Here is a 24,396-nt window from a genome sequence, read left to right on the forward strand (position 1 = left end):
TGAGCGGAAGACGACGACGGCGGGAGGCCCCGCCGTCGTCGTCATCGTATGCAGCCTGACGGAAATCAACCGCCAAAGGGGTCTAGCAGAAAGGCCTAGTCACCGGTCTCCACGGCCGGTTCGGCGAACCAGAGCTTCGTCTCGCCGTACTTGCGTTCCGCGAACCGCTCCATCCCGTCCGGCCAGGCCGGCTCGGGCGTCCGGGATGAGCGCTCCACGACGAGGACGGCGCCTTCGGCCAGGTGCGGGAGCAGCTTGGCCAGCACACCGGCCAGTGCCGGTTCGTCCAGCGGGTAGGGCGGGTCCAGGAAGACAAGGTCCCAGCGGACGGGCTCCGGGGTCCGCTCCAGGAACGATTCGACCTTGGAGCGGTGCACGGTGACGACCTTGCGCCCCGCGACGGTGTTGACCAGGTCCGCGTTTCGCTGGCAGACCTCGCTGGCCTTGCCGTCGAATTCCACCAGGTCCACGCTCTGCGCGCCGCGGCTGGCGCTTTCCACGCCGAGCGAACCGGAGCCGGCGTAGAGATCCAGCACGCGGGCGTCCGCGATCACCTCGAACGCGTCCAGCCGGGAGAAGAGCGCCTCCTTGACCCGGTCCGTGGTGGGCCGGGTCAGGGACCCGGGGACGCTGACCAGCGTGGTGCCGCCCGCGGCCCCGGAAATGATGCGGCTCATGGCCGGGCCGCCCGGGAGGGATGGATCGTGTTAGCCGCGTTCAAGGAACGCCTCCTTTTCCGGGTTCAGGTATGCGTCGATCGCCGCTGCGAGGACGGGGTGCGCGCCCAGCGACGGGTCGCCGCCGACAATCCGCCAGGCGTCCTGCCGGGCGCGGGCGATCACGTCCTCGTGTTCCAGGACCCGCAACAGCTTCAGGGTGGACCGGCCGCCGGACTGGGAGGCGCCCAGGATGTCGCCTTCACGGCGCAGCTTGAGATCCTCCTGGGAGAGTGCGAAGCCATCGGTGGTGGCCGCGACGGCGTCGAGCCGGCGCCGGCTCGGGTGGCCGGGTTCCAGCGAGGTGACCAGAAGGCAGGTGCCCGGCAGCCCGCCGCGGCCCACCCGGCCGCGGAGCTGGTGGAGCTGCGAGATGCCGAAGCGGTCCGCATCCAGGATCACCATCAGCGTGGCGTTGTGGACGTCCACGCCCACCTCAATCATGGTGGTGGAGACCAGGAGCTTGGTCTGGTCGGCGGTGAAGGAGGCCATCGTTTCGGACTTCAGCACCGGGTCCAGCCGGCCGTGCAGCGCTGCCACACTCACCCCGGCCAGGGCCGGTTCGTCCCGGAGCTGGTCCACGACGGCGGTGACGGAAGCCAGTTCGCGTGCCCCGCTGTCGCCGTCGAGGTCCGCGGCGGTCGGTTCAGCCTCGCCGGGGGTGAAGTCGCCATCGTCGTCCGAGCCGATCTTGGGACAGACGATGTAGACCTGGTGCCCGGCGTCGATCTCTTCCCGGGAGCGGGTCCAGATCCGCGAGGCCCATGCCGGATGCTCCGCGAGTCCGACGACGTGGGTGGTGATCGGCGCGCGGCCGGCCGGAAGTTCGTCGAGGATAGAGGTTTCGAGGTCGCCGAAGACGGTCATGGCCACGGTCCTGGGGATGGGAGTGGCCGTCATGACGAGCAGGTGCGGGGGCTTGCTGGCCTTGGACCGGAGCACGTCCCGCTGTTCGACGCCGAAGCGGTGCTGTTCATCCACCACGATCAGGCCCAGGTCGTAGAACGAGACGTTGTCGCTGAGCAGGGCATGGGTGCCGATGACAATCCCGGCGGTTCCGGAGGCGGCGTCCAGCATGGCCTGTTTCCGGGCCGCGGTGGGCATGGAGCCGGTCAGCAGCGTGACCTGGACCGCGTCCGGGCCGAGGCCCCCCAGCAGCCCGTCCCGGGACAGCGGCCCGAGCGTGCGGCGGATCGACTCGAAGTGCTGGGCGGCGAGGACCTCGGTGGGGGCCAGCAGGGCTGCCTGTCCCCCGGCGTCAACCACCTGCAGCATGGCGCGCAGGGCCACGATGGTTTTGCCGGAGCCGACTTCGCCCTGGAGCAGGCGGTTCATCGGCGAGTCCTGGGCGAGCTCCGCGGCCAGGGTCTTCCCGACGGCAGCCTGGCCGGCGGTCAGGGTGAACGGCAGCTGCCGGTCAAAGGCGGTCAGCAGCCCCTCGGCCGCGGGCCTGCGTGCGGTCGCCTCCTCCGCGGCGAGCTGGGCGCGGCGCCGGGCGAGGGCGGACTGCAGCACGAGGGCTTCCTGGTAACGGAAGCGGTCCCGGGCCAGCTGCCAGTCGGCGGGGTTCAGCGGGGTATGGATCATCCGGTAGGCGTCCGCGACCGGCAGGAACTTCTCCCGTGCCGTGATGTCCGCCGGGAGCGGGTCGGGCACGGCGTCCAGGTCCGCGGTGTCCAGCAGCGTGGCGATGACCTTCTCGATGGCCAGGCTGGTCAGCTTCGCGGTGGCCGGATACACCGGCATGGGCATGGCTGCGCGTTTCTCCGGATCGATCCCGGGGCTGTCCGGATCGTCGTCGAGCAACCGGTACTCGGGGTTGGTCATCGAGAGGGCGCCCTGGTAGCGGGTGACCTTTCCGGAGAATATGGCCCGGCGGCCGGGGTGAAGTTCGGCTCTGGCCCGTTGGCCGTTGAAGAAGCTGACCTTCAGGGTGCCGGCGCCCATCCCGGTGCCCGGGGCAGCAGCGTCGTCGGTGATCACGACGTCGGTCAGCGAGCCACGGCGGGCCCGCATGGACCGGGTGCTGCTGGAGAGCACCCGGGCGATGAGGGTGATTTCCTCGTCGAGCGGAACCTCGCTGATGGGCGTGAGTTCGCCGCGATTGAAATAGCGCCGGGGGAAATAGTTCAGCAGTCCGCCGACGGTGGTGATGCCGAGGTGTTTTTCGATCGGCGTGGCGGAACGCTTGCCGATCCGGCGTTCCAGATTTAGCCCCAGTTCGCCGCCGGCTTCAGCGCTGCCCGGTTGAGGGTTGTCCGGTTTAGCGTTGCCAGCTTCAGCGCTGCCCGGTTTAGCGTTCATGTCCGTCGCGGGCCTGTCCTGCGGGTCCGGGTGTGCCGGCGTCGACGGGTTCAGCGTCCGGTACCGCCAGCTCGGTGATGCTGATGTCCGAAGGTTCACCCAGGGAGCGGATCAGGGCCACGGCGGGATCGGCGGCCGGCACGTGGGCGTGGACACGCCACCGGTAGGCGCCGGATTCGTCCGCGGCGCCGCCGACCTGGCTCATGATGACGGAGTCGCCCATTGCGTCGAGCCGCTGGCGCAGCATCGCGGCGTCGAGCGGGGACAGCGTGATGGTGCACATGACCTCCACGCCCTCGTCCCGCGGCATGCCGGCGTGGATGTGGGGGGCCTGGACGTCGTAGCCGTGCAGCCCGTCCAGCAGCTGGTCCTGGAGTTCCTCGCCGAGAACGGCGGAACGGAGGCAGTCCAGGATCAGCAGCATCCCGACGCCGCCGGCATCCACCACGTGGGCGGCATGCAGCGCCTCCAGCTGGTCCTCGGTGCGCACAACGGCCGCGACGGCGGCGTTCACGGCGGCGTCGAGGGCCAGTCCGAGCGTGTGGTTGCTGTCGTCGCCGTCGTGCGCGGAGTCCACGGCCGCTGCGGCGCGGGCGGCGGCTTCCATCACGGACAGCATGGTGCCGGGAACCGGGTCGCTCAACGCGGACCAGGCCCGGAGCTGGGCTCGGTTCAGCGCGGCGGCCAGCAGCGGCGCGCTCAGCCGGTAGTGGCCGGCGAGGGGCTCGGCTGCGGCGCAGAGGAAGACGGCGAAGAGTGTGCCGGAGTTTCCGCGGGCCTTTTCCAGCGCTGCCAGGCCAGCCCGGGCAAGGATGGCGCCGACGTCGTTCTGGGCCGGATCCGGCGGACCGACAGTGCGGGGTGGTGGGTCAGCGCTGACCAGGGGAATCGCGGCAGTGTCCAGGCAGTGAAGTGCCTGGGCGGCGGCGCGCACCGTCAGGTAGAGGTTGGTGCCGGTATCGCCGTCCGCGACGGGGAAGATGTTGATGGCGTTCAGGCGGTCACTGTGGTTACCAAGGGTTGTTTCTGCCTTGCTCAACCACCGCTTCATCGCTTGCGCGTTCGCGGCAATCTTAGTCTGCAAAGTGATCCCATCCCACAGTGTCAGCGGGCCTGCCCGCTATCGTTACGCCCGCGCCGCCGGTTGGTGCAGGGGCTTCCACCGAGCCTATCGCAGTGAAACCGGAAGGCAGCTGAACGCCCGGCGGGAAGGTGGCCAGCAGCCCGTGGTCCTCGCCGCCGCCGAGCACCCATCCCATCGGATCCAGGCCGAGGAGTTCGGCGGCAGGCAGCAAAGGAAGCGCCAGTTGCTCCAGGACCGACGCGTCCAGGTTCAGGACAGCGTGGCTGGCGGACGCCATCCGGTCACCGTCGCGGACCAGTCCGTCGGAAATGTCCATCATGGCCGTGGCTCCGGATTCCCTGGCCAGCGGGCCCGCTCCGAGCGGGGGAACCGGCCGGCACTGGGTGTTCATCAGGGTCCGCTGTTCCCGGTTTAGGCCGCCGACCGGGATTGCCGATTCCAGCAGCGCGAGACCGGCGGCAGCGCGGCCCACGGTGCCGGCCAGAGCGAGCGTGTCTCCCGGACGGGCGCCGGAGCGCAGCACGGCTGCCTGGCCGTCGAGCGTGCCGAGAATCGCCACGCTGACCGCGAGCTCCCGGCCCCGGCCAAGGTCACCGCCGGCCACGGCGCAGTCCGGGGCGCCGAGTTCCCGGATGCCGGCACTGAGACCGTCGGCGAAGTCCTCAACCCAGGCCACCCTGGTTTCCGGCGGCATGGTGAGGCTGACCACGAGGGACGTGGCCCGGGCCCCCATCGCGTTGATGTCGCTGAGGTTTTGCGCGGCGGCCTTCCAGCCGACGTCGTAACCGGTGGTCCGGTAGCCGTTGTTCCACTCCAGCCGGAAGTCCTGGTCGGCCACCTGGGTGTCGATGCTGAGGACTGCCCGGCCGTCCGGTGCAGCCACAATTGCGGCGTCGTCGCCCGGGCCCAGGATCAGCGACGGGTTGTGTTCCTGGCCGTAGTGCAGGCGCGGGAAGATGCGTCCCAGAAGTTGGGATTCGGAGAGCTCCGCCACGGTCAGCGGCGGCGTGCTCCCGGCCGCGTGCGGCAGGGCCACTCCGGGCTGGGCCACTTCCGGCGGGGCCACTTCCGGCGGGGCTGCTTCGGGCTGGGTCGTTTCGGAGCGTGGGGCAGTCTCGTGTTCAGGCACAGCCCAACGCTACCGCGAGCCGGTGACAGCGGCGGTCTGTGGTCTCTTCATGTTTGCTGATTTTCTGCTGCTGCCGGGCCGTACGGCCGTCCGCGCGCACCGGGATAGGCTTAAAGAATGCAGCGCTTACGTTTCCCGGCTTCCGCACGTCCGCTCCGAATTCTTGCCGCGGCGGCTGCCGCAGGCGTCCTGCTGAGCGGCTGCTCTCCGGTGGTCGACGTCGCTCCCGCCAAGGACGCCGCGAACGCCGCCTGCGCCCCGATGATGGTGGCGCTGCCGGATGCGATCGGCGAGGCGAAGCTGCGCAAGACCAACAGCCAGGCCACCGCCGCCTGGGGCGATCCGTCCCTCGTAATCCTGCGCTGCGGGGTCAACGTGCCGGGGCCGACGACGGACCCCTGCATGAGTGTGAACGGCGTCGACTGGGTCATCAAGGAGGGCGACCCGGTGTGGACCCTGACCACCTTCGGGCGCGAACCGGCCACCGAGATCCTGCTGGACCCGGATAAGATCAGCTCCGCCACAGTTACCGCCGAGCTAGCGGCCGCGGCCGCGAAGGTGCCGGCTTCGCGTAACTGCGTGGGCCAGGCGGACCTGCAGAACCTCCCGACGGGCCAGTAGCCTGCCGCAGCCCGGCCGTCAGCCGCTGCGGTAGCGGGCCGGGCTGCCCGCTACCGCAGCCCGGTCTTGCGGTGCAGCGCCAGGAAGATCAGTTCGTCGATCAGTTCCGCGTAGCTGAGCCCGGAGGCCTTCCACATCTGCGGGTACATGCTCTTCGGCGTGAAGCCGGGCATGGTGTTGATCTCGTTGATGATCAGGTCACCCTCGGCCGTGTAGAAGAAATCGACCCTGCTCAGTCCCTCGGCTCCGACGGCGTCGAACGCGACGGCGGCCAGCTCGCGGACCCGGGCGATGGCTTCGTCAGGGAGGTCGGCGGGGCAGCTCAGGGCCGCGGCGTCGTCCACATATTTCGCGTTGAAGTCATAGAACTCGTGCCCGCCGCCGGCCACGGAAATCTCTCCGGGCATGGACGTCCGGGGAGCGTCGGTCCCCCGGCCCTCCAGCACCGCGCATTCGATCTCGCGGCCCACAATGCCGGCCTCGATGACGAGTTTCGGGTCATGCAGGCGGGCGGCCTCGATCGCCGCATCCAGGCCGTCGATCGAGTCCACCTTGGAGATGCCCATGGAGGAGCCGGCCCGCGCGGGCTTGACGAAGACCGGGAAGCCGAGCTGGTCCACGCGCTTGCGGACGGTCTCGGGATCCCTACGCCACTGACGGTCCGTGACGGCAATGTACGGACCCACCCGGAGTCCGGCGGATTCGAACACCACCTTCATGAAGTGTTTGTCCATGCCGACGGCGGACGCCAGCACGCCGGCGCCCACGTAGCGGGTGTCGGACAGTTCCAGGAAGCCCTGGATGGTGCCGTCCTCACCGAACGGGCCATGCAGCAGCGGGAACACAACATCCACGGCGCCCAGTTCCTGCGGGATTTCGTTCGGGGAGGCCACAATCAGCTGGTGTTCGCCGCCGATTTCGGCCAGCGTGACCGTCCTGCCCGAGGCGGCAACCTCGGGCAGGGATGAGGCCGAGAGGGACCAGTCGTGGGTATCGCCGGACGCCAGTACCCACTGGCCGGACTTGGCGATCCCGATCGGGATGACCTCGTATTTCGTTTGGTCGATGGCACCCAGGACACCGGCCGCCGTCACGCAGCTGACTGCATGTTCGCTGGAACGGCCGCCGAACAGCACAGCCACGCGGGGCCGTGCCGGGACGGGTGGGCCGTCTGTGCTTCCGTTTACTTCAGACACGTTCAGTTATCGCCTTCAGGTTTCAGGTCCCGGGACAGCAGCAGCGGCCCCAGTTCGTCAACGGACAGTTTTCCGGACAGCACGGCAACGACGGCCGCGGTGATGGGCATCTCGACACCCAGTTTGCCGGCAAGTTCATGCACGGCCTGGGCGGATTTGATCCCCTCGGCCGTCTGCGTCATTTCGGCAGCCACTTCATCGAGGGTCAGTCCCTTGCCCAGCAGCCGCCCGGCGGTGTGGTTCCTCGACAGCGGCGAGGAACAGGTTGCCACGAGGTCGCCGAGGCCGGCCAGCCCGGCCATCGTCCGGGCCTCCCCGCCGAGGGCCAGAGACAGCCGGGAGGTCTCTGCGAGGCCGCGGGTTATCACCGAGGCCTTCGTGTTGTCGCCCATTTGTTTGCCTTCGCAGATGCCGACCGCGAGGGCGATGATGTTCTTGACGATTCCGCCGATTTCGACGCCGACAACGTCGCCCGTGGTGTAGGGGCGGAAGTACGGCGCGGTGCAGCTGCGGGCGATCCAGCCGGCCGCGGCCGGGTCGGAGCAGGCCACGACGGAGGCGGTGGGTTCTTCGCGGGCGATTTCCATGGCCAGGTTGGGTCCGGAGACGACCGCGATCCGGCCCGCGGGAATGCCGAGTTCCTCTGAGATGACTTCGCTCATCCGGGCGTCGGAGTGCAGCTCGAGTCCCTTCATGAGCGACACCACCACGGCGCCGGGCGCCAGCAGGTCCTTCCACTGGCGAAGTTGGAGCCGCAGGGTCTGGGCCGGCACGGCCAGGACCACCAGCTCAGCCCCGGCGAGGACCTCGGCAACGTCAGTGGAAGCGGTGATGCTGGGCGGAAGGGCGATGTCCCTGAGGTACTGCTCGTTCCGGTGTTTCAGGTTGATCTGGTCGACAACTTCCGCGCGCCGGCCCCAGAGCCGGATCTCGCGGTCCACGCCGGAGGCGTCGGCCGCGTCGGCGAGGATCTTGGCGAAGGTTGTTCCCCAGGAGCCGGCGCCGAGCACGGCCACCGTGGCTGCGGAGGATGCTCCGCCGAAGTCGCCTGTCATGTGGCGCCGTCCGCGTCGGTGACATTCCCGGCGTCGGACGCGTTGCCTGAAGCACCGCTGGCAGAGCCGCTGCGCGTGCCGCCGGTTGAGTCCTCCGGGTCGGTGAAGCGGCCGTGCGTGGACTGTTTGTGGGCAGCAGGGTCCCACCGGACCAGCGGGGGCTGTCCGCCGCGGAGGGTGGCCAGGAGTTCCGTGATGGCATCCATGATCACGTTGGTGGCCTCGGTGAGGGTGGCTTTGTCCAGCGGCCGTCCGGCGAAGGCGCTGAGGTCCACGGGGTCGCCCACGATCAGGCGGGAGGTCTTCCGCGGCAGGAGGTGGATCCGTTTGGCATAGCGCGGAAGCACCTCGTGGGCCCCCCAGTGCGCCATCGGCACCACGGGAATACCGCTTTCGAGCGCCATGCGTGCGGCTCCGGTGTGGCCCTTCATCGGCCACAGCGCCGGGTCCCGGGTCAGCGTGCCCTCGGGGTAGATGATGATGGCCCCGCCCTCATCCACCACTTCCTTGGCTATCTGCAGCGAGCGGTTGGCACCCGCCGAGGACCGTTCCACCGGGATCTGTTTGGTGGCGCGCAGCACGAATCCCAGGACGGGGACCTTGAAGAGCCCGGCCTTGGCGAGGAAGTGCGGCATCCGCTTCTGGTTGTAGAGCATGTGCGCCACCACCAGCGGATCGATTTCGGTGCAGTGGTTGGGTGCTGCGATGAAGCCGCCGGCGGGGAGCTTCTCCAGATCGATCCATTCCTTCCGCATCAGGAAGTTCATGGTCGGCCGGACAATCCCGGCAACGACGACAAAAGTGATTCGGCTCCTGGCCGTTTCCTTCACGTCCTGCCCGCTACTCGGCCGTGGTGATGTCGAAGTCGGCGCCCAGGCCCGCGAGCTTTTCGGTGAAACGCTCGTAGCCGCGGTTGATGATGTCGATTCCGGTGACCCGAGACGTGCCGTTGGCGGCCAGCGCCGCGATGAGGTGGCTGAAGCCGCCCCGCAGGTCCGGCACGTCAATGTCGGTGCCGGTCAGCTGGGTGGGGCCGGAAATTACGGCTGAATGCAGGAAGTTGCGCTGGCCGAAGCGGCACGGGACGCTGCCGAGGCATTCGCGGTGGACCTGGATGTTCGCCCCCATCCGGATCAGGGCCTCGGTGAAGCCGAAGCGGTTCTCGTACACGGTTTCGTGGACGATCGACACGCCCTCGGCCTGGGTCAAGGCGACAATGAGCGGCTGCTGCCAGTCGGTCATGAAACCGGGGTGCACGTCCGTCTCGAGGACCAGCGGGTTGAGCTTGCCGCCCTTGTGATAGAAGCGGATGCCGTCGTCGCCGATGTCCATCCCGCCGCCGACCTTGCGGTAGGTGTTGAGGAAGGTCATCATGTCGCGCTGGGTGGCGCCCTCGACGAAGATGTCGCCGCGGGTAACCAGCGCCGCGGACGCCCAGGACGCCGACTCGTTGCGGTCCGAGAGGGCGCGGTGGTTGTAGCCGCCCAGGTCCGGCACGCCCTCGATCCGGATGGTGCGGTCCGTCTGGACGCTGATGATCGCGCCCATCTTCTGCAGCACGGCGATGAGGTCGACAATCTCCGGCTCGGTGGCCGCACCGGAGAGCTCGGTGATGCCCTCGGCCCTCGTGGCGCTCAGCAGCACCTGCTCGGTGGCCCCGACGGACGGGTACGGCAGCGAAATCTTGGCGCCCTTGAGACCGCCGGGCGCGGAGATGTGGATGCCGCCGGGACGCTTCTCCACCACGGCGCCGAACTGGCGCAGCACGTTCAGGTGGTAGTCGATCGGGCGGTCACCGATCTTGCAGCCGCCCAGGTCCGGGATGAAGGCCTCGCCGATCGCGTGGATCAGGGGCCCGCACAGCAGGATCGGGATCCGGGAATCACCGGCGTGCGCGTCGATCGCCGTGTGGGAGGCGGTCTTGGCGTTCGTCGGGTCGAGGGTCAGGTCCCCGGTGACCGGGTCCTTCTCGACGGTGACCCCGTGGAGCTGGAGCAGGCTGGTGACAACCTCGACGTCCTTGATTTCAGGAACGTTGCGCAACTCGGACGGCTCATTGCCCAGCAGGGCAGCCACCATGGCTTTGGGGACAAGATTCTTGGCCCCCCGCACGGTGACGCGGCCAGTAAGCGGGACGCCTCCGCGGATTGTCAGAACACTACTCATATACCGGTTTCCTCACGACTACTCGCCCCCAAATCCTTACAAAGGCACCAGCTAAGCATAGGAGCTAGCGTTACCGATCTGAAATACGGCGCGCGCCGGGATGTCCCCGCCGCCCCAGCGGCCGCCGTCGAAAACCAAGCAACGCGGGGTCATTTACGGCCGGTCCCGGGGGCCGGGACCGGCCGTAAATGACCCCGCGTTGGTGTGGGCGCGCGGCGCGTCAGGAAAGCTTGGCCGGCAGGGTTTTGGGCATAAACGAAGGCCGGGTGGCCTCGAAGGCGGTGATGTCTTCCTCGTGCTTGAGGGTCAGTCCGATGTCGTCCAGGCCCTCGAGGAGGCGCCAGCGGGTGTAGTCGTCGATCTCGAACGGCGCCACGATGTTGCCGCACTGGACGGTCTTGGAGACCAGGTCCACGGTCACCGCGGTGCCGGGGGCGTTCTCCAGCTCCTTCCAGATGAGTTCGATGTCATCCTGGGCCAGTTCGGCGGCGAGCAGGCCCTGCTTGCCGGAGTTGCCGCGGAAGATGTCGGCGAAGCGTGCGGACAGCACGGTCTTGAAGCCGTAGTCCTTCAGCGCCCAGACGGCGTGCTCCCGGGAGGATCCGGTGCCGAAGTCAGGGCCGGCTACGAGCACGGAGCCGGCGTTGAAGGGTTCCTGGTTCAGGATGAACGCAGGGTCCTTGCGCCAGGCCGCGAACAGTGCGTCCTCGAAGCCGGTGCGGGTGATGCGCTTGAGGTAGACGGCCGGGATGATCTGGTCCGTATCGACGTTGCTCTGGCGCAGCGGAACGCCGATGCCGGTGTGGGTGGTGAACTTTTCCATGGCGGATCCTTCTTGGCTGTGTGGATCTGAGCAGTGTGGCTCTGAGCTGTGTGGATTCGGGCAGGCCCGTTAGGCGGCGTCGGAACGGACCGCGGCGGACCCGGGTACGGGGTCCAGGTCCGACGGCGCGCTCAGCGTGCCGCGCACCGCCGTGGCGGCGGCCACGACCGGGGAAACCAGGTGGGTGCGTCCGCCCTTGCCCTGGCGGCCCTCGAAGTTGCGGTTCGAGGTGGAGGCGCAGCGCTCCCCCGGTTCCAGCTGGTCCGGGTTCATGCCCAGGCACATGGAGCAGCCGGCGAAGCGCCATTCGGCACCGAAGTCCTTGAAGACCGTGTCCAGGCCCTCGGCCTCGGCCTCGAGCCGGACGCGGGCGGAGCCGGGGACCACGAGCATCCGGATGTTGGGGTCCTTGGTGCGGCCGCGGATGATGTCCGCGGCGGCGCGGAGGTCTTCCATCCGGGAGTTGGTGCAGGAGCCCAGGAAGACCGTGTCCACCCGGATGTCCTTCATCGGGGTGCCGGCTTCCAGCCCCATGTACTGCAGCGCACGTTCCGCGGCGGCCTTGGCGTTCTCGTCGCCGAAGTCCTCCGGCGAGGGCACCTTCGCGGACAGCGAGACGCCCTGGCCGGGGTTGGTTCCCCAGGTCACGAACGGCTCGAGCGTGTCGGCGTCGAGGTCCACCTCGACGTCGAAGGCGGCGTTGTCCTCGGTGCGCAGGGTGTTCCAGTACTCGACGGCGGCATCCCACTCGGCGCCCTGCGGCGCGTGCGGGCGGCCGAACATGTAGTCGTAGGTGGTCTGGTCCGGCGCGACGAGTCCGGCACGGGCGCCGGCCTCGATGGACATGTTGCAGATGGTCATCCGGGCTTCCATGGACAGCGCGCGGATCGCGGAGCCGCGGTATTCGAGCACGTACCCCTGTCCCCCGCCGGTGCCGATCTTGGCGATCACTGCCAGGATGATGTCCTTGGCGGAAACGCCGGGCCGCAGGGTGCCGTCGACGTTGATGGCCATGGTCTTGAAGGGCTTCAGCGACAGCGTCTGGGTGGCCATGACGTGCTCGACCTCGGAGGTGCCGATGCCCATCGCGAGGGCGCCGAAGGCCCCGTGCGTGGAGGTGTGCGAGTCGCCGCAGACCACGGTCATGCCGGGCTGGGTGAGGCCGAGCTGCGGGCCGACGACGTGGACGATGCCCTGCTCGGCGTCGCCGAGGGAGTGCAGCCGGACACCGAATTCCTGGCAGTTGTTGCGCAGCGTCTGGATCTGCGTGCGGCTGGTGAGGTCGGCGATTGGTTTGTCGATGTCCAGCGTGGGAGTGTTGTGGTCCTCGGTGGCGATGGTGAGGTCCGGCCGGCGCAGCGGGCGCCCGGCCAGCCGGAGGCCCTCAAAGGCCTGCGGCGAGGTCACCTCGTGCACCAGGTGGAGGTCGATGAAAAGAAGGTCTGGCTGGGCGTTGGCTCCCTCGCCGTCGCCTTTGCGCACCACGTGCGCGTCCCAGACTTTCTCGGCCAGTGTCTTTGCCACGGCCTTCTCCCTTCACTGCGGTGTTCGTACTTGCCGGCTTGTTGTCTCTTACTGAACCAGCCCGCCCGCTTCCTGCGCCAGCGGGTTGACTTGCATCTCAGATATTGAGACGGCAATATCATTACATGGACAATTCTAGTGGCGTCGGTGTCATCGATAAAGCGGCCCATGTGCTTGACGCACTTGAGGCCGGGCCCACCACCCTGGCGCAGCTTGTCGCTGCCACCGGGCTGGCGCGGCCCACCGTGCATCGGCTCGCTCTGGCGCTGGTCCATCACCGGCTGGTCAGCCGTGACATCCAGGGCCGTTTTGTGCTCGGCAGCCGCCTCGTGGAGCTTGCCTCCGCTGCCGGCGAGGACCGCCTGATCGCCTCCGCCGGACCGGTCCTGATGCAGTTGCGCGATGCCACCGGTGAGAGTGCCCAGATCTTCCGCCGGCAGGGCGAGTGGCGCGTCTGCGTCGCCTCCGCCGAGCGCCCGATCGGCCTGCGCGACACCATTCCGGTGGGCACCCAGTTGTCCATGAAGGCCGGCTCCGCCGCCCAGGTGCTGCTCGCCTGGGAGGACCACGACCGGCTCCTGGAGGGCCTGCAGGCCGCCCGCTTTACGCCCACCGTCCTGGCCGGGGTACGACGGCGGGGCTGGGGCCAGAGCCTCGGCGAACGCGAGCCCGGGGTCGCCTCGGTGTCGGCCCCCGTCCGCGGCCCGTCCGGCCGCGTGATCGCCGCGGTGTCGATCTCCGGCCCGATTGAACGCCTGACCCGCCAGCCGGGCCGGCTGCACGCCGAAGTGGTGTGCAACGCCGCCCGCGTGCTGACCGAGGCCCTGCGCAAGACCAGCGACTGACGGCATAGGCTGTCCGCATGAGCAGCTATGCGGTGTTCCTGCGCGGGGTTAATGTCGGCGGCATCACCATCAGGATGGCCGAACTGAAGGAAGCCCTGAAGTCCCGTCCGTTTTCGGCGGTGAAAACGCTCCTGGCCAGCGGAAATGTGGTGCTCACCAGTGAGCTGTCCGCCGCCGGTGTCAAGCAGGAATTCGAGGCCTGCCTCCGGGAAGCCTTCGGCTATGACGCCTGGGTGGTGGTCCTGGCCGCGGAACGGGTCGCCGAACTGGTGGCGGCCTGTCCCTACCCCGCGGACGACACGTCCACGCACACCTACCTGACCCTCGGTTCCGACGCCGATGTCCTTGCCGGGCTGCATGAGGCCGGCACCGCCCTGGACGGGGCCGAGCTGACCCGGCTCGGCCCCGAAGCCCTGGCATGGCTGGCACCCGCCGGCGGCACCCTGGACAGCCCGTTCAGCAAGCTGTCCTCGAAGCCGAAGTACAAGGCCTCCACCACCACCCGCAACCTGCGTACCATGATCAAGGTCCGCGACGCCGCGGCCCGGGCCTAGCGCACCACTTCACAGTCTTTGACGCGGCACGGCTGCGGCACGGCTGCGGCGTCAAAGGCCGGTCAGCGTGCCGCCGCCTGGAGGGCCTTGGTGAAGGACGCCAGCCTGCTGACCTCCAGCGCCACGGGCTCCACCACCAGGTCTTCCGCCACGGCCGCGACCGAGGCCCTGAGCCGTTTCCGGGCCGCCGCGCCCCGCGCCCGGGCGGCGGCGCCCGCGATGAACCTGGCGAGGATGGCCAGGACAATTCCCAGCAGCGCTCCCCCGGCGATCATCACGGTCGGCAGCGGCCAGCCCTCCACCAGCGGCACCTCCGGGACGGGAAACTGCAGGTAGGCCAGCCCGGCAAGGACCCCGAGCCAGCCAAATCCGCCGAGGGCCGCCAGCAGTGCCAGCCATTGCACCACGTTGAACGGGGACCACCACCAGGCGGTGGATCCGGCCTTCAGCTCAGTCGAGGCAATCGCCTGGTCCAGGGCGTCGGGCAGCTGCTCCCGGCCCTCCCGGGCGGCTCCCCGGATCACGGAGCGCCAGGGGCCTGGGGCGCCCGCGGAGGCGGCGTCGGCAAATTCCCGGACCGCGGCATCCGTTCGGGCACGTTCCGGGGCGCCGGCCGGCGGCAGCGAGGTGCGGTTGAGGTCCGGCCGGGCACCCTCCCGCCGCAGGTTCAGCCGCCGCAGCGGGTCGGGCCGGAAGCGGACCAGCCAACGGGTGACGGGCCAGCCGGTGCGGCGGGTCGACTCCAGCTGGTAGGACCGGACCACGGCGTCCACCACCACCGGGACGTTGGCCGCGACGGCCAGTTCCTCGGCCAGACGGGCCTTTGACGAGGCTTTGACCCCGGGCGCCCCGCCCGGACCCGAGGCCTCGGCGAGCCGGTCCGCGGCCCGGGTAACGTCGGCGCCGAGGCGCTGTGACTGCGCCTGCCGCTGCGAGGCCACCTGGCGGATGGCGGCCCGGACTTTGTCCACCCCGGTTCCCACCACCGCGGAGGCGCCGATGACCTGCACTTTGCCCAGCCCGTCGCGCGCCAAAATGCTCTTAAGTGACTCCAGCACCGGTCCGACCTCGTGCGCCGGAAGCCGGTCGATCTGGTTGAGCACCACCAGGGTGACGGCGCCGTGGGAGGCAAGCGGCGTGAGGAAATCATTGTGCACGGCGGCGTCGGCGTACTTCTGCGGATCAAGCACCCAGACGAGGACATCCACGAGTCCGACCATCCGCTCCACGATCTCGCGGTTCGCGGCGCGGGTGGAGTCAAAGTCGGGCAGGTCGAGCAGGATCAGGCCGGTGCCTTCATCGGCGAAACCCGGTACCGGGGTGGCGTGGTGCCGGTTCCGGACCTCGAGCCAGTCCAGCAGCTCGTCGCTGCCCTCGGCTCCCCAGATACCGGCCAGCGGCTCCGAGGTCGTGGGCCGCCGCGCGGCCGCCGTCGCGATTTCCGCCCCGCTGACGGCGTTGAAGAGCGAGGACTTTCCGCTGCCGGTGGCCCCGAAGAACCCGACGACGGTGTGGTCCGCCGAGAGGGAACGCCGGGAGCTTGCCCGGTCCAGCACCTGGAGGACGCCGGCCAGGACGTCCTCCGGGAGCGCGCCGGCGGCGAGCTCGCGGGCCTCGTTCAGGGCGTCAAGCCGGCGGTCCAGCCGGGAGGCCTCGGCGGCGATGCCGTGGCGGCTCACGCGGAGGCCGCCAGCCGGCGGAGCGCCGCGGCATGGCCGGCGAGCACTGCAGGAGGGACCCCGCCGGAGATCTCCAGCCGGGCCAGGAACCGCTGCTGTTCAGCCTGGAGCAGTCGCTGGCACCGGGCGTGGAGATCCTCGCGGGCCGTCTTGGCCAGCCGGCGGACGGCATCCTCGCCGAACACTGCTTCCAGCAGCCGCTGTCCGACGACGGCGGTGCCGCCCGCGACGCCGATCTCCAGCCCGGTGAGCCCCGCTGTCATCGAGAACACCACGATCATCAGGGCGGCGCCGAGGCCGTTGATCCCAAAGGACAACCAGCGGGCCTGAGTGCGTTTGCCTTGGCCTTCGGTCTTGATCAGTTCCATGAGGCTCCCCTGCCACGCCCGGATCTCGGCGGCTGCCTGGTCTGCGAAGCCTTCCGAGGTTCCCGACAGGTCGTCGCCGCCGAGCAACTGGCGGCCGGCAGGATCGGAGCGCCAGCGTCCGTCCGTGGCTTCGGCCGCGTTGGCGGCCTCATCGAGAATGACCGCCTGCAGGCCGCTTTCGATCGCGGTTTCCACCCGCACCGCCGGTGCCGGTTCACCGCGGAAGAAGGCTCCGGCCCGGTCGCGGAAGCGGCCGATGTTCTGCTCCATGGCGCGGAAAAACTCGCCGGTGCCCACGAAGTCCTGCCAGCGGGCCAGCACCTCGCCGCGCAGGAGCGCGCCGTCCCGGGTGGCCTCCAGGATCCTGGCTACGGCGTCCTGGTAGGCGTCCCGGGCGTCCCCGGCGAGGACGTCGGCGGCGTGTTCCTGCGCGACGGCGGCCTCCGCCACCGCCTCCACGCGGCTGCCCAGGGCCTTGACGGTCCCCGTAAGGGTCCGGCGGGCAATAGCAGCCCGGCCGGCGGCGTCCGCAGCGAGCTCCTGCAGCCAGCGCCGCAACGGCTCCACCACGGACGGCGGGAGCATTCCCAGGGGGTCCAGGGCCGCCTCCGGGATGACGAAGAGGCGGGCCCCGCCCAGGCCTTCCCTGCTGAGCATGGACTGCAGATCGGCGCTGACCTCGGCTTCGGCAGCGGCCGGCACCCGGTCCAGCACGACGGCGACCATGATGTCGCGGGAGGCCGCGTCGAGCAGCAGGCGCCACGGGACGGCGTCGGCGTAGCGGTTGGCCGTGGTGACAAAGACCCAAAGGTCGGCGGCCGCGAGCAGCTGCCCGGCGAGCCTGCGGTTGTCCGCGGAAATGGAGTCGACGTCGGGTGCGTCCAGCAACGCGATTCCCTGCGGCACCGCGGTATCGGAGACCAGCACGAGCGAGGTGATCGCTCCCGCGTCCGGGGTGGGACCGGCCTGGCTGGCGGGCAGCGGATTCGGATTCACCGTGCCGCGGATCCGGCTCAGGCTCGGAAGGACCCGCTGGTCCTCGAACCAATGCCCGTCGGCGGGGTGGTGCAGCAGGATGGGCTGGCGCGTGGTGGGCCGGATTGCACCGGAACGCGTCACAGCGTGGCCGACGAGCCCGTTGACGAGGGTCGATTTCCCTGCGCCGGTGGAACCGCCCACGACGGCCAGCAGGGGCGCGTCCAGGCTGCGGTAGCGCGGCAGGATGTAATCGTCGAGCTGGGCGAGGGCGTTGCGGATGTCCCGGCGGGCCTCGTCCGCCCCGGGCAGCGCCAGCGGCAGCTCGGCGGCAGCCAGGTCGCGATGGACGGCTTCCAGCAGTTCAACGGCGTGGCCGTGGGATTCTTCACTCACGGCTTTATCATGCCAGTTCAGGCCGATGCCGGTTCAGCGCCACGGGATCGGGGGATATAGAAAAACGGCCCCGGGCTGATGCCCGGGGCCGTTTCAGTTGTGACCCCAGCGGGATTCGAACCCGCGTTACCGCCGTGAGAGGGCAGCGTACTAGGCCGCTATACGATGGGGCCGCGTACTCTCCAGAACGGCATTTCTGCCATTCGCGCTAAGCGATTGTTTCATACACTCAGCAAGCGTTTCAAATCGGCAGACCGATCCAAAACCCCTGATCAGCCGCGGAAATCCGCGGATTTTTCAGAGCTGGGATACCAGGACTCGAACCTAGAATGACGGTACCAGAAACCGTAGTGTTGCCAATTACACCATATCCCAATGGAACTTTCGGGCCGGATTCCCGGGTCTAAACCCGCGCTCCCGGCGCCTCAGCACGAGTAATTACTTTACCCGAGAGTTTTCCTCCGCACAAATCGGGCGTCCCGGCACTGCCCGGACGGCGCCGGGACCACCGGCGGCTCTCCTTGCCACCGCAAAACCCTTGCCAATCCGGCATCCACAAGTTTACGCTCGGTAAGTTACTAACGAGTAACCAATCTCCCCCACGTCGCTGAGGGCAGCTTCACGGGTGTTTCCGGATGTTAGCTGCATCACACTTCGGGGGCCGGCAGCATTGCCGCTGCCGGCACCGCCATCGAGAGGAACCATCTGTGACACAGAGTCGTGCCGCCACCAACAAGACCCGCAGCCGTGCCCAGCAGATCGCCATCGCACTCCTCGCCCTGCTGCTGATCGCCCTGCTGGGGTTCTACACCCTCGTCACCGGCCGGATTGTAGATGGTTCAGCCCGCCTCCAGGAGGGCGCCGGGCTGGCCTCCACGGGCGCCGAACACCTGAAGGATGGTGCCGGCAGGCTCGCCACCGGTGCCGGCGCTGCGGACACCGGCGCCGGAAAGCTCTCGGCCGGCGCCGACAAGGTCCGGGACGGAATCAGCCAGCAGTTGGCCCCCGGAGTCGAGAAGCTCCACGCCGGCGCCGGCCAGTTGGCCGCGGGTGCCATCAAGATCGAAACCGACGTCAACAACAAGCTCGCCCCCGGCATCTACAAGGTCGACGACGGCGCACGGAAACTGGCCGCCGGAGCCGCGCAACTTTCCGCCGCCCTGACCCCCACTGCCGCCGGCAATGCAAAGAACAACCTGGCCGACGGCGCCACGCAGCTGAATACGGGCGCCACCCAGCTGGAGGCAGGCACCACCGCGCTGGAGGCCGGCACCGGGCAACTGGAGGCCGGAACCACCCAGCTGAAGGCCGGCACCATCCAGCTCAAGGGCTACCGCGGGGAGAACAATGACCCTGCAGCCGGGACCGGAACCGCGGCGCTCGCGCAGGCCCTTGAGCAATTGCAGGCCGCGGCCAACGATCCCGCCCAGGGGCTTGTCCCGCTGGCCGTGGTCAAGGACAAAATTGGGCAGATTCTGGCTGGCGCCCACAAGCTGGATGCCGGGGCCTCCCAGCTCCAGGCAGGGGCGTCCCAGCTCCACACCGGGGCATCCCAGCTCCACACCGGCGCGTCCAAACTCCAGACGGGCGCAGGCCAGTTGCACGAGGGCACGGAGAAGCTGACGGGCGGTTTCGCGACCCTGGCCGACAAGCTCAACAGCCGGGACCCTAAGAATCCCGGCGTGGTCCTGGGCACCGAACTGCTGGCCGACGGGACGTCTAAGATCAGGACAGGCATGGACGGCGTGCCGGGCGACCCGGCGCGCCCGGGCCTGATCAAAGCCGCAGCAAAAATGACTGAAGGCAGTTCACAGCTCGCGGACGGCACAGTTGCGCTCAACGCGGGCATCAAGGGCGATCCGGGGGATCCGGCAAATCCGGGGCTGCTCGGCGGATCCCTGTCCCTGGCCTCCGGCGCCACCGAGCTCTCGGAAGGCAACACCAAACTGGCGGCCGGCTCTTCGGAGCTTTCCGCCGGCGCGGACAAGCTCGCCGACGGGAACGCCCGGATCGCCGAGGGCACTGGCACCCTGTACTCGAGTGCCGCGGCGGTCTCGCCGTCGACCATGGTGGGCCAGTCCGACGCGGCCCTCGCGCTCGGGATCGTGGGTGTGCTGGGTCTCGGCGCGGTCGGGGCATTCCTGGTGCTGCGGAGCCGCCGGGCACGTGCCGGCGCGGCCACGGCGGGCGGTTAGGCCTCGGCGGGCGGTTAGGCCTCGGCGGGCGGTTAGGCCAGCAGCTCCAGCAGGGAACCGATCTCGCGGCCGGCAAAGCCCGGGGCCGGTTCCCCGCCGCGGTTCAGCCAGATGCCCAGCAGGCCTGCCGCCGTCGAGCCGTCCGCATCCAGGAGGCGGTTGTCCCCCACATAAAGCGTTTCGCCGGCACCAATGCCGAGGCGGCGGACGCCCTCAAGGTAGATGGCGGGATCCGGCTTCGCCGCCCCAACGGTGTCCGTGCCGACCAGCACGGTGATGCGTTCCAGCCCGGCGGCGTCCAGCTTGACCCGCTGGTAGTCGTGGACGTTGTTGCTCACTGCGCCGTAGCGGATGCCGGCGGCATCCAGCGCATCCAGGATCGGGGTGACGTCGTCGAAGGCGCGGATGTAGCCGTGCTGCAGGCTGGCGTAGGAACTGACCCAGTGGTGGGCCTGCTCGCCCTCCTCCAGCTGCACGCCGAAGTGCCCCAGGGCGGCCCGGCCCCGCAGCAGGCGCTGCTCATTGAAGCTCAGCTCCCCGGCCAGGTACCGGTCGTAGAAATGCGTCGTCTCGCGGGTGAAGATCCGCCCGAACTTCTCCCACCCGGCCTCGTCCAGGCCGGGCAGGAGGTGTTCGCTGACGTCCCGCAGGGCTGCCGTCATGGCGAACTCGAGATCCACCAGGGTGTCGTCGATGTCGAACAGCACACCGCGGATACCGCCGAGACCCGCCGCCAGGGCGCTGGTTAGGGCGCCTGCGCGGGCCGCTGGCCTCTCGCCGGACGGTAATCCGGACTGCACGGCCGTCATCAGCCGCGGAAGGCGCGCAGCCGGGCCAGGGACGAGTCCTTGCCCAGGATCACCATGGATTCGAACAGCGGCGGGGAGATCCGGCGGCCGGAGACCGCCGTGCGGACCGGGCCGAAGGCCAGCCGCGGCTTGACGCCCAGGCCCTCGACGAGTGCTTCCTTGAGCGCGGCCTGGATGTTCTCCGCGGTCCAGTTGCCCAGCGGTTCCAGTGCGGCCAGGGCAGCGTCGAGGACCTCGGTGAGGTTCTCCGGCAGCCCCTTGCGGGCGTCGGCGGCGACGTCGATCCCGTCGTCGTTCTTGAACAGGAAAGCGAGCAGTTCGGGGGCCTCGCCCAACAACGAGATCCGTTCCTGGATCAGTGGAGCCGCCTCGGTGAGGATCTCCTCCTGGCGCGCGGTCAGGGTGTCGCCGACGAACCCGGCGGTGCGCAGGTACGGGACGAGACGGCCGCGGAAGTCCCCGGCGTCGAGCATCCGGATGTGCGTGCCGTTGATGGCCTCGGCCTTCTTGATGTCGAAGCGGGCCGGGTTGGCGAGCACGTCGTTGACGTCGAAGTGCTCGATCAGCTGGTCCACCGTGAAGATGTCCTCATCGGCGGAGAGGCTCCAGCCGAGCAGCGAAAGGTAGTTGAGAAGGCCCTCCGGGATGAAGCCGCGGTCCCGGAGCAGGAACAGGTTGGACTCCGGGTCACGCTTGGAGAGCTTCTTGTTCCCCTCGCCCATGACGTACGGCAGGTGCCCGAAGACCGGCAGGTAGCTGGCGACGCCGATGTCCATCAGCGCGCGGATCAGCACCACCTGCCGGGGCGTGGAGGAGAGGAGGTCCTCGCCGCGGAGCACGTGGGTGATGCCCATCAGGGCATCGTCCACCGGGTTGACCAGGGTGTAGAGCGGGGATCCGTCGGCGCGGACGATCACGTAGTCCGGGATGCTGCCGGCCTTGAACGTGATGTCGCCGCGGACCATGTCGGTGAAGGTGACGTCCTCAGCCGGCATCCGCACCCGCAGAACAGGCTTGCGGCCCTCGGCCTGGAACGCCGCCAGCTGCTCTGCGGAGAGCTCGCGGTCGAAGTTGTCATAGCCGAGTTTGGGGTCGCGGCCGGCGGCGCGGTGGCGGGCCTCAACCTCCTCCGGGGAGGAGTAGCACTCATAGGCGTAGCCGGCCTCGATCAGCTTGGCGACGACGTCCTTGTACAGGTCCAGGCGCTGGGACTGGCGGTACGGCTCGTGCGGTCCGCCGACCTCGACGCCTTCCTCCCAGGTGATGCCGAGCCATTTCAGGGCCTCGAGCAGCTGCTGGTAGCTCTCCTCCGAGTCGCGCGCCGCATCCGTGTCCTCGATGCGGAACACGAAGGTGCCCTTGGTGTGGCGGGCGTGTGCCCAGTTGAACAGGGCCGTGCGGATCAGGCCGACGTGTGGGGTGCCGGTGGGTGACGGGCAGAAGCGGACGCGGACCGGGGTGTCGGCGGTAACTTCGCTGGTCACGGTGGGGGCGGAGCTGGAGACGGCGCCGGGCGCGGAGGGAATAGTCATAGTGGTACCAACATTACCAACCCCGGTCCTTGGCGGGCGCCCGGGGGTTTCCGCTGCGAAAACGGACAGCGCACCGTGGATCCACGGTGTGCTGTCCGAAATCGGAGCTTTTTCTACCCCGGCGAACTGCCTAGCGGCGGACCACCGGATTGGAGAGCCGGCCGATCCCCTCGATCTCGACCTCGAAGCGGTCGCCGGCCTGGACAAGTCCAACGCCGGCCGGGGTGCCGGTCATGATGACATCTCCGGGGAGCAGCGTAAAGGCCTGCGAGACGATGGAGACGAGCTCGCGGACGCCGCGGATCATCTGGCTGGTGCTTCCGTCCTGGCGCAGTTCACCGTTGAGCCGGCCCTGGATCTGCAGGTCCTCGGTGTTCAGCTCAGTCTCGATCCACGGCCCCAGCGGGGCGGAGGTGTCGAAGCCCTTCGCACGGGCCCACTGCAGGTCGGTTTTCTGGACGTCGCGGGCGGTGAGGTCGTTGCCGCAGGTGTAGCCGAAGATGACCTCGTCGACGCGCTCCTCGGGAACGTCTTTGCAGATCCGCCCGATCACCACGCAGAGCTCGGCCTCGAAGGAGACCTCCTCGGAGAACTCCGGCAGGACGATCGGGTCGTTGGGTCCGATCACGGACGTGTTGGGCTTCAGGAAGAGCAGCGGGTGCTTCGGGATCTCGTTGCCGAGTTCCTCGGCGTGTTCGACGAAGTTGCGGCCGACGCCGATGACCTTGCTGCGCGGAATGATCGGGGCCAGCAGGCGCACGTCCTCCAGCTTGTGCCGCACGGCGGTTCGTTCCACGCCGTGGAAGAACGGGTCGCCGTTGATGACAGTGACTTCCTCACTGCCGGGCTCACCTTCAACAATGCCGTAGAGGGGATCAGAATCGACTACAAACCGGGCGATACGCATGGCTCCAAGCGTACCGTCTCGCGCGGGGCGTGCCGGACTGCAGGGGCGGCCGGGCGGGGCGCTCCCGCACCCGACCGGCTCGCAGCAGGGGCCGTTCTGGAGGGTGAAAACGTCCTCAACTGCGGCCAGTTGGGAGTCAGGCGGTGCCGGTGTCCAGGCGCAGGTAGTGCAGCTGCGCGGCCACGGACAGTTCCGCCGCGGGCCGCACGGCAGGATCGACGGCGGCGTACACCGCGTCGGCCACGTCGGCCACTGCGGCTCCGGATCCCAGGTCCTTCAGGGCTGAACGGATTTGCCCGAGGCGGTCCTCGCGGTGGTCCCGGTACGCGCGGACGATCGTGTCCAGGGCCGGCAGCATCGGCCCGTGGGCCGGGAGGACCGTGGCGGGGCCCAGGCTTTCCAGCCGGTCCAGCGACGCCAGATAGTCGCCCAGGGTGCCGTCGGGGTAGTCCAGGACCGTGGTCCCGAAGCCGAGGATTGTGTCGCCGGTGAGGACCGAGCCGCGGTCGCCGTCGTGCGGCAGGTGGAAGCAGACCGAATCCGAGGTGTGCCCCGGCGTCGCCAGCACCCTGATCTCTGCCCCGGCGGCGTGGATGACTTCGCCGTCGACGAGGGGGCTTCCGCCGTGGCAGTGGGCGGGATCCTTGGCGCGCACGGGTGCGCCGGTCAGTTCGGCGAACCGGGCGGCGGCGGCGGTGTGGTCGGCGTGCCGGTGGGTGATCAGGATGAGTTCGACGGCGCCGGCCCGGGCCAGTTCCTCCAGGTGTGGCTCATCCAGCGGGCCGGGATCGACCACGACGGTGCCGGCCGCCCCGGGGGCCGCAATCACGTAGGAGTTGGTCCCGTGCAGGCTCATCGGCCCCGGGTTGGGGGCAAGCCTGAAGCGGGTCAGCTCTGTGCTGCGCACCATGGCGCGGGGGTCATCCGGAATCACAGTTCCATCTTCCCACCGAAGCGGCTCTTACACGAAGCGGCGCTCGCACGAGCAACAGTCACACGAACAGCAGTCATACGAGCAGCAGGGCGGCAATAACCGCCGGCAGGAGTGCCTCGGCGATGGCGCTCGCCCACAGCCGCCGCTCGGACAGCACCAAAATAATGCCGAGGAGCACGTGGCCCAGACAGGTGAAGAGCAACAGCGTCCGCCCGGCGGCGGGCTCCGGACCTGCCAGCATGACCGCGCCGATGATCGCGCCCACTCCCCAGATCATGTTGTAGAACCCCAGGTTAAAGGTCCACAGCCGCACGGCGTCCGTTTCCTCAGGCTTGATCAGGAACAGCCGGTGGAGGCGCTGGTCCCGGAAGAAGAAGGACTCAAGGATTCCGACGAGGATCAGCAGACCCCCGAAAATGACGCCCAGCACCTGAATCAGTCCCGTCATGGGCCATATTGTGCCCCCGCGGCCGGCGTGCAACTAGATGATTAATTCCTATTGGATTCAGTGGTCGTATGCGATCAGCGAACGTTTTCGGGGCGTTCCGGTCAGCCAGTTGTGCCAGATTCCGGCTGCGAGGGCC

Annotated in this window: 21 protein-coding genes and 2 tRNA genes; 4 read left to right on the plus strand and 19 right to left on the minus strand. The window is 68.9% G+C overall.

All coding sequences use genetic code 11. The features are described 5' to 3' along the window. Window positions 1-95 precede the first annotated feature (95 nt). Genes rsmD through thiL form a run of 4 tightly spaced genes read right to left on the minus strand, consistent with a single transcriptional unit; the run spans window position 96 to window position 5,134 of the window. On the minus strand, window positions 96-677 hold the full coding sequence (gene rsmD, locus AC50X9_RS18285) for a 16S rRNA (guanine(966)-N(2))-methyltransferase RsmD (RefSeq protein ID WP_494895877.1): 582 nt from the start codon (window positions 675-677) through the stop codon (window positions 96-98). Window positions 678-707: 30 nt separating this feature from the next. Beyond that, the gene (locus AC50X9_RS18290) at window positions 708-3,020 is read right to left on the minus strand and encodes an ATP-dependent DNA helicase RecG (RefSeq protein ID WP_494895879.1); all 2,313 of its coding nucleotides are present in this window, start codon (window positions 3,018-3,020) and stop codon (window positions 708-710) included. After that, the gene (locus tag AC50X9_RS18295) at window positions 3,010-4,071 is read right to left on the minus strand and encodes a DAK2 domain-containing protein (RefSeq protein WP_494895923.1); all 1,062 of its coding nucleotides are present in this window, start codon (window positions 4,069-4,071) and stop codon (window positions 3,010-3,012) included. The genes AC50X9_RS18290 and AC50X9_RS18295 overlap by 11 nt, the downstream gene beginning before the upstream one ends. A 22-nt stretch (window positions 4,072-4,093) precedes the next feature. After that, window positions 4,094-5,134, minus strand: coding sequence for a thiamine-phosphate kinase (thiL, locus tag AC50X9_RS18300; protein ID WP_494895925.1), 1,041 nt, complete (start codon window positions 5,132-5,134; stop codon window positions 4,094-4,096). 216 nt (window positions 5,135-5,350) lie between these two features. On the opposite strand from thiL, the gene AC50X9_RS18305 reads away from it, so the two are divergent. After that, window positions 5,351-5,854 carry a DUF3515 family protein gene (locus tag AC50X9_RS18305; RefSeq protein WP_494895881.1) on the plus strand — a complete coding sequence of 168 codons (504 nt, stop codon included), beginning with the start codon at window positions 5,351-5,353 and terminating at the stop codon, window positions 5,852-5,854. Window positions 5,855-5,904: 50 nt separating this feature from the next. Here AC50X9_RS18305 and AC50X9_RS18310 read toward each other — a convergent pair whose 3' ends face one another. The 6 genes from AC50X9_RS18310 to leuC form a co-directional block, all read right to left on the minus strand. Next, window positions 5,905-7,050 carry a D-alanine--D-alanine ligase family protein gene (locus AC50X9_RS18310; RefSeq protein ID WP_494895883.1) on the minus strand — a complete coding sequence of 382 codons (1,146 nt, stop codon included), beginning with the start codon at window positions 7,048-7,050 and terminating at the stop codon, window positions 5,905-5,907. Window positions 7,051-7,052: 2 nt separating this feature from the next. After that, entirely contained in the window at window positions 7,053-8,105 is a 1,053-nt protein-coding gene (locus tag AC50X9_RS18315) for an NAD(P)H-dependent glycerol-3-phosphate dehydrogenase (RefSeq protein ID WP_494895888.1), read from the minus strand. After that, window positions 8,102-8,935, minus strand: coding sequence for a lysophospholipid acyltransferase family protein (locus tag AC50X9_RS18320; RefSeq protein ID WP_494895892.1), 834 nt, complete (start codon window positions 8,933-8,935; stop codon window positions 8,102-8,104). Before AC50X9_RS18320 ends, AC50X9_RS18315 begins: the two co-directional genes overlap by 4 nt. A 10-nt stretch (window positions 8,936-8,945) precedes the next feature. Further along, the gene (gene murA, locus AC50X9_RS18325; RefSeq protein ID WP_494895894.1) at window positions 8,946-10,271 is read right to left on the minus strand and encodes a UDP-N-acetylglucosamine 1-carboxyvinyltransferase; all 1,326 of its coding nucleotides are present in this window, start codon (window positions 10,269-10,271) and stop codon (window positions 8,946-8,948) included. A 220-nt stretch (window positions 10,272-10,491) separates the two neighbouring features. Further along, window positions 10,492-11,094 (minus strand): 3-isopropylmalate dehydratase small subunit, encoded by a 603-nt coding sequence (gene leuD / locus AC50X9_RS18330; RefSeq protein WP_494895896.1) that lies wholly within the window; start codon window positions 11,092-11,094, stop codon window positions 10,492-10,494. Window positions 11,095-11,163: 69 nt separating this feature from the next. Next, window positions 11,164-12,618 (minus strand): 3-isopropylmalate dehydratase large subunit, encoded by a 1,455-nt coding sequence (gene leuC / locus AC50X9_RS18335; RefSeq protein WP_494895898.1) that lies wholly within the window; start codon window positions 12,616-12,618, stop codon window positions 11,164-11,166. Between the two features lie 125 nt (window positions 12,619-12,743). Here leuC and AC50X9_RS18340 point away from each other — a divergent pair, with 125 nt between their 5' ends. Together AC50X9_RS18340 and AC50X9_RS18345 are read left to right on the plus strand one after the other, a co-directional pair. Continuing rightward, window positions 12,744-13,463 (plus strand): IclR family transcriptional regulator, encoded by a 720-nt coding sequence (locus tag AC50X9_RS18340; RefSeq protein ID WP_226776205.1) that lies wholly within the window; start codon window positions 12,744-12,746, stop codon window positions 13,461-13,463. 17 nt (window positions 13,464-13,480) lie between these two features. Next, on the plus strand, window positions 13,481-14,017 hold the full coding sequence (locus AC50X9_RS18345) for a DUF1697 domain-containing protein (RefSeq protein ID WP_494895901.1): 537 nt from the start codon (window positions 13,481-13,483) through the stop codon (window positions 14,015-14,017). Between the two features lie 62 nt (window positions 14,018-14,079). Here AC50X9_RS18345 and AC50X9_RS18350 read toward each other — a convergent pair whose 3' ends face one another. From AC50X9_RS18350 to AC50X9_RS18365, 4 genes are all read right to left on the minus strand, one after another. Continuing rightward, window positions 14,080-15,696, minus strand: a complete 1,617-nt coding sequence (locus tag AC50X9_RS18350; RefSeq protein WP_494895903.1) for a GTPase — start codon at window positions 15,694-15,696, stop codon at window positions 14,080-14,082. Beyond that, on the minus strand, window positions 15,693-17,435 hold the full coding sequence (locus AC50X9_RS18355; RefSeq protein WP_494895905.1) for a dynamin family protein: 1,743 nt from the start codon (window positions 17,433-17,435) through the stop codon (window positions 15,693-15,695). Before AC50X9_RS18355 ends, AC50X9_RS18350 begins: the two co-directional genes overlap by 4 nt. Window positions 17,436-17,535: 100 nt before the next feature. Next, a tRNA-Glu gene (locus tag AC50X9_RS18360) sits at window positions 17,536-17,608 on the minus strand. A gap of 130 nt (window positions 17,609-17,738) precedes the next feature. Then, window positions 17,739-17,810: transfer RNA gene (locus tag AC50X9_RS18365), tRNA-Gln, on the minus strand. A gap of 332 nt (window positions 17,811-18,142) precedes the next feature. On the opposite strand from AC50X9_RS18365, the gene AC50X9_RS18370 reads away from it, so the two are divergent. Continuing rightward, on the plus strand, window positions 18,143-19,630 hold the full coding sequence (locus tag AC50X9_RS18370) for a hypothetical protein (protein ID WP_494895907.1): 1,488 nt from the start codon (window positions 18,143-18,145) through the stop codon (window positions 19,628-19,630). A 32-nt stretch (window positions 19,631-19,662) separates the two neighbouring features. On the opposite strand, the gene AC50X9_RS18375 is transcribed toward AC50X9_RS18370, so the two are convergent. The 5 genes from AC50X9_RS18375 to AC50X9_RS18395 all read right to left on the minus strand — a co-directional run bounded on the left by AC50X9_RS18375 (window position 19,663) and on the right by AC50X9_RS18395 (window position 24,260). After that, entirely contained in the window at window positions 19,663-20,439 is a 777-nt protein-coding gene (locus AC50X9_RS18375; RefSeq protein WP_494895909.1) for an HAD family hydrolase, read from the minus strand. Then, complete coding sequence (gene gltX / locus AC50X9_RS18380; RefSeq protein WP_494895915.1) at window positions 20,439-21,971, minus strand: glutamate--tRNA ligase; 1,533 nt, start codon at window positions 21,969-21,971, stop codon at window positions 20,439-20,441. Before gltX ends, AC50X9_RS18375 begins: the two co-directional genes overlap by 1 nt. A gap of 130 nt (window positions 21,972-22,101) precedes the next feature. Continuing rightward, window positions 22,102-22,878, minus strand: a complete 777-nt coding sequence (locus tag AC50X9_RS18385) for a fumarylacetoacetate hydrolase family protein (protein ID WP_494895919.1) — start codon at window positions 22,876-22,878, stop codon at window positions 22,102-22,104. A 136-nt stretch (window positions 22,879-23,014) separates the two neighbouring features. Continuing rightward, window positions 23,015-23,788 (minus strand): MBL fold metallo-hydrolase, encoded by a 774-nt coding sequence (locus tag AC50X9_RS18390; protein ID WP_494895927.1) that lies wholly within the window; start codon window positions 23,786-23,788, stop codon window positions 23,015-23,017. 97 nt (window positions 23,789-23,885) lie between these two features. Continuing rightward, on the minus strand, window positions 23,886-24,260 hold the full coding sequence (locus AC50X9_RS18395) for a DUF1304 family protein (protein ID WP_494895921.1): 375 nt from the start codon (window positions 24,258-24,260) through the stop codon (window positions 23,886-23,888). Window positions 24,261-24,396 lie beyond the last annotated feature (136 nt).

This window comes from Pseudarthrobacter sp. HLT1-3 (assembly GCF_059383535.1).

Bases quoted from the DNA above. Each gene is read 5' to 3' on its own strand.
- AC50X9_RS18305 (WP_494895881.1), top strand. From the start codon at position 5,351: ATGCAGCGCTTACGTTTCCCGGCTTCCGCACGTCCGCTCCGAATTCTT.
- rsmD (WP_494895877.1), bottom strand. From the start codon at position 677: ATGAGCCGCATCATTTCCGGGGCCGCGGGCGGCACCACGCTGGTCAGC.
- leuD (WP_494895896.1), bottom strand. From the start codon at position 11,094: ATGGAAAAGTTCACCACCCACACCGGCATCGGCGTTCCGCTGCGCCAG.
- AC50X9_RS18390 (WP_494895927.1), bottom strand. From the start codon at position 23,788: ATGGTGCGCAGCACAGAGCTGACCCGCTTCAGGCTTGCCCCCAACCCG.
- AC50X9_RS18375 (WP_494895909.1), bottom strand. From the start codon at position 20,439: ATGACGGCCGTGCAGTCCGGATTACCGTCCGGCGAGAGGCCAGCGGCC.
- AC50X9_RS18340 (WP_226776205.1), top strand. From the start codon at position 12,744: ATGGACAATTCTAGTGGCGTCGGTGTCATCGATAAAGCGGCCCATGTG.
- gltX (WP_494895915.1), bottom strand. From the start codon at position 21,971: ATGACTATTCCCTCCGCGCCCGGCGCCGTCTCCAGCTCCGCCCCCACC.
- AC50X9_RS18290 (WP_494895879.1), bottom strand. From the start codon at position 3,020: ATGAACGCTAAACCGGGCAGCGCTGAAGCTGGCAACGCTAAACCGGAC.
- AC50X9_RS18345 (WP_494895901.1), top strand. From the start codon at position 13,481: ATGAGCAGCTATGCGGTGTTCCTGCGCGGGGTTAATGTCGGCGGCATC.
- AC50X9_RS18315 (WP_494895888.1), bottom strand. From the start codon at position 8,105: ATGACAGGCGACTTCGGCGGAGCATCCTCCGCAGCCACGGTGGCCGTG.
- AC50X9_RS18385 (WP_494895919.1), bottom strand. From the start codon at position 22,878: ATGCGTATCGCCCGGTTTGTAGTCGATTCTGATCCCCTCTACGGCATT.
- AC50X9_RS18395 (WP_494895921.1), bottom strand. From the start codon at position 24,260: ATGACGGGACTGATTCAGGTGCTGGGCGTCATTTTCGGGGGTCTGCTG.
- murA (WP_494895894.1), bottom strand. From the start codon at position 10,271: ATGAGTAGTGTTCTGACAATCCGCGGAGGCGTCCCGCTTACTGGCCGC.
- AC50X9_RS18295 (WP_494895923.1), bottom strand. From the start codon at position 4,071: ATGAAGCGGTGGTTGAGCAAGGCAGAAACAACCCTTGGTAACCACAGT.